We start from the raw sequence: 3,506 nt of genomic DNA on the forward strand, positions 1-3,506 counted from the left end.
CGCTATGCAGCACGCGCTATGCAGCACGCGTTCGACCTTGACCCCGTCGTCCATCAAACAGTAGAAAACCAGATATCGGCCATGGGCAAGCATTCGCAATCCCTTCGCGCAATCGTCTCTTGAAACACCCAAGTTCGGTTGATCGATCAATCGTGTGCACTGCATGCGAAGCTCGCGCACAAACGTCCGGGCCCGCTCAGGATTGTCTCGGGCGATAAAACGAGCGACTTGCAGCAGATCGTCCCGTGCCAATGCAGAGAAAAGCAATTGCCTCATGGACGGCTTTGCTCGGCTGCTACCTCATCAATCAGCGCATCAAGCTCGGCAAACACCGTATCGCCAGCAATGGCCGGACGCGGATCATTGCGGCTGGCCGCAATGGCTTCACGAAGTTCGGCAGCCTGTAGCCGATCCAGCAGCTGTTGATAGGCCGCGTGCGGTAAAAGATAGGCGGCAGGGCGATTGTGGTTGAGCACGGCAACAGGCTCGGAACCCGCTTGCTCGATGACAGTGCTCGGGCTGCGCTTGAGCTCGGTGATACTGACCGAACGGCTGGCAAGTAGCTGCTCCATGACGGCTCCAAAGGTACGAAAAAAAGTACCTTATAGTGTTCCATTCCCTGCATGAGGGTCAACGAATCTCCGACCGGTGCTGCCCTGGCCCACAAAAAAACCGCCGAAGCGGTTTTTTTCATTCTGTCGTCCAGTCGAACTCGTCGTACTCATCATCGTCCTCGTCGTCCTCGAAAAACTCCTCTTCAAGGTCGTCGTCTTCAACAATGTCCTCTTCCGGCTGATTCAGCAGAAAATCCTTGCGACTCTCGGTAATCGCTCGCCGCAGTTCCTCACCCTTTTGTGGGCAGTTGAGCATTTGGGCGATGCGGTCGATTTTTTTTGCCACGGCATCCTCCAACGCATCGGCTATAGCCTGATAGTGCGCGCTTTCGGGGGTGGATGCCAAATCCCAGGAATGCCGCGCACTTCAGTTTTCTGCAAATCTGCTGAGGCGATCAGCCTTAGCGGTGATAGCGCCGCACCACGCTGCTGTTTCTCAGGACGTGGCCTTTGATTTTTTCCAGCAGCTGCGCACGGGTCAGGCCGGCGGGCAAGGCTTCCGGGGCCAGGTCCAGGGCGTAGATCTGGATGATGTAGTGGTGCGCGCTGTCGCCAACGGGCGGGCAAGGGCCAATGTAGCCGGTGGTTGCCTTGCTATTGGTACCGCTGACGCCCTCGAGGCCTGGTTTGGTCCCGGCACCGGCCGGGATCTGGTGGGTAGCGGCCTTGATGCCGTAATGCACCCAGTTATCGACGCCCTGGCCTTTCTGGCCGTCCGGGTCGTGCATGACGATGGCGTAGCTTTGGGTGGCTGCCGGGCCGGCGTTCCAGTTCAATGCCGGGGAAATGTTATGTCCGCCACAGCCCGCGGAATCGCCGGCGGCGGCGGACGTGAACAGACGGTCATCGGAGACACCCGGAATGTTCAGGGTGAAACGTTCCTGGGCCTGCGCCGGGAACTGCACGCAAAGGGCGACTGCCAAGGCCGCGAGCCAAGTGTTGATTGAGGTCAATCGGGTCATACCGGAGCACCTTGTGCGTGTTGGGCCGTCGTCGGCGTGCAAACTATAGCCGGACCGTTCACGCCGTGGCAGGGGGGAATTGGCTGAACCTCGCGATAAGCGCCAGACTCATAAGTGAAACGTCTGTCTGGAGAGCAATCATGACTCTGCATCGCGTTGCGCGTGTCGCCAATGTGCCCGAAGACCGGGGTCTGGAAGTGCGGGTCCAGGACAGCAAGATTCTGCTGTTGCGGGCCGGTGAACAACTGCGCGCTTATCAGGCCGAATGCCCGCATGCCGGCGCCCCGCTGGCCTACGGTGCGGTATGCAATGGGCGCCTGACCTGCCCGTGGCACAAGGCGCAGTTTCGGATCGAGGATGGCGGGCTGTGTGAACCACCAGCCCTGGATAGTCTCAAGCGCTATCCCCTCGAAGTCCGTGACGGCGACATCTGGGTCGGCGACCAGCCGTTGCCGGACGCCCACACGCCACCGGCCGACGATCCACGAACCTTCATCATTGTCGGCGCTGGCGCGGCAGGCACGGCGGCGGCAGCGTGTTTGCGCGAGAAAGGTTTCGGCGGCCGGTTACTGTTGATCGACCGCGAAGCCGAAGCTGGATACGACCGTACCGCGCTGAGCAAATACGTGATCGCCGGGGAGATGCCGCTGGACGAAGTCCCGCCGCTGCGCGACGAGGATTTTTACCGCGAGCAGCGGATCGAGCGCCTGCGAGGCGAAGTGGCAAGCCTGGATGCGCCAAACAGGACGCTGCGGCTGACTGACGGCCAAACACTGACATACGACGCCGCGCTGTTGGCCACCGGCGGCGTGCCCAACCCGCTGACGCTGCCGGGCGCCGACCTGCCGCAAGTGTTCGTCTTACGCTCCAAAGCCCATGCGCAACAGATTCTGGACAGCGCCAGCGCCGGCCAGCGAGTCGTGATCATCGGCGACAGTTTCATTGCCATGGAGTCCGCCTCGTCCCTGCGCCAGCTTGGCCTGAATGTGACAGTGCTGGCCCGCCACGAAGTGCCGTTTGCCAAGCAGTTCGGTGACACGGTCGGCAAGGCCATTCGCGCGCGGCATGAAGCCAATGGCGTCGTGTTTCACACCCAGGGCAATGCGGTACAGATCGAAGGAACGGACAAGGTCGAAGCCGTGCGCCTGGACAACGGCCAACGTTTGCCGGCCGATCTGGTGCTGGTCGGCATTGGCGTCACGCCAGCCACTGCCGCCTTCACYGGGCTGGCGAAAGAGCAGGATCACTCGCTGCGTGTCGACGGCGCAATGCGCGTGGCCGACGGCCTCTGGGCGGCTGGCGATATCGCCACGTTCCCGCTGAACAACCAATACCTGCGCATCGAACACTGGCGACTGGCCCARCAGCAAGCGCGGATCGCCGCGGCGAATATGCTGGGTGGTGACGAGCATTACCTCGACGTGCCATTTTTCTGGACCTGGCATTTCGGTAAAACCTACGACTACCTCGGTCACGCCGAGAACTGGGACGAAGTCGAGTTCAAGGGCGACCCTTGCGATCCGCCCTTCATTGGCCTGTTTGGAAAAAACGGCGTGGTGTCGGCGGCGGTCGCCTGCGAGATGGACCGGGCCATGGCGATGCTCGCCGAGCGGATGAAACAGCCGTTGCCATGGGAAGAGGCATGGCGACTGATCCGTGATGTTCCCTAGGGGGCGTTCTCAATTAGTTTCCCTACCGCGCCGGGTCTGCTGTTGTGCAGGGCAAGGCGCGAGAAGCGYRGTTTGGTCATTCCAAATMAGCTTCGAGCAACRCAGCCCTGCACAACAGCAGRCCCGGCCCTTCGGGTTGTGCCTTAAARCKGGCCAGGCAAGGCGYAGGCCGCTGGGAATGGTTGTTCCCTTTCCAAGGCCTGCAACGCAGCATGGCCAGCTTTAAGGCACAACCCGAAGGGCCGGGCCTGCTGTTGTGC

At 61.2% G+C, this 3,506-nt stretch carries 5 protein-coding genes; 1 reads left to right on the forward strand and 4 read right to left on the reverse strand.

Annotation, left to right across the window (positions count from 1 at the left end; genetic code table 11):
- The 4 genes from AC1DVH_RS27935 to AC1DVH_RS27950 all read right to left on the reverse strand — a co-directional run.
- On the reverse strand, positions 1-276 hold a 276-nt coding region (locus AC1DVH_RS27935), incomplete at its 3' end, for a type II toxin-antitoxin system RelE/ParE family toxin (protein ID WP_477756512.1).
- Positions 273-572: a type II toxin-antitoxin system Phd/YefM family antitoxin gene (locus AC1DVH_RS27940; RefSeq protein ID WP_477756513.1), complete on the reverse strand. Its 300-nt coding sequence runs from the start codon at positions 570-572 to the stop codon at positions 273-275. The genes AC1DVH_RS27940 and AC1DVH_RS27935, both read right to left, overlap by 4 nt.
- Positions 573-690: 118 nt before the next feature.
- Positions 691-960, reverse strand: coding sequence for a hypothetical protein (locus AC1DVH_RS27945; protein ID WP_223457256.1), 270 nt, complete (start codon positions 958-960; stop codon positions 691-693).
- A 55-nt stretch (positions 961-1,015) separates the two neighbouring features.
- Positions 1,016-1,576, reverse strand: a complete 561-nt coding sequence (locus tag AC1DVH_RS27950) for a YbhB/YbcL family Raf kinase inhibitor-like protein (RefSeq protein ID WP_477756514.1) — start codon at positions 1,574-1,576, stop codon at positions 1,016-1,018.
- Between the two features lie 140 nt (positions 1,577-1,716).
- Between AC1DVH_RS27950 and AC1DVH_RS27955 the strand changes: the two genes are divergently transcribed.
- Positions 1,717-3,246, forward strand: coding sequence for an FAD-dependent oxidoreductase (locus AC1DVH_RS27955; protein WP_477756515.1), 1,530 nt, complete (start codon positions 1,717-1,719; stop codon positions 3,244-3,246).
- The last annotated feature ends 260 nt before the right edge of the window (positions 3,247-3,506 follow it).

The sequence above is a fragment of the Pseudomonas sp. P4_C3 genome (assembly GCF_056402075.1).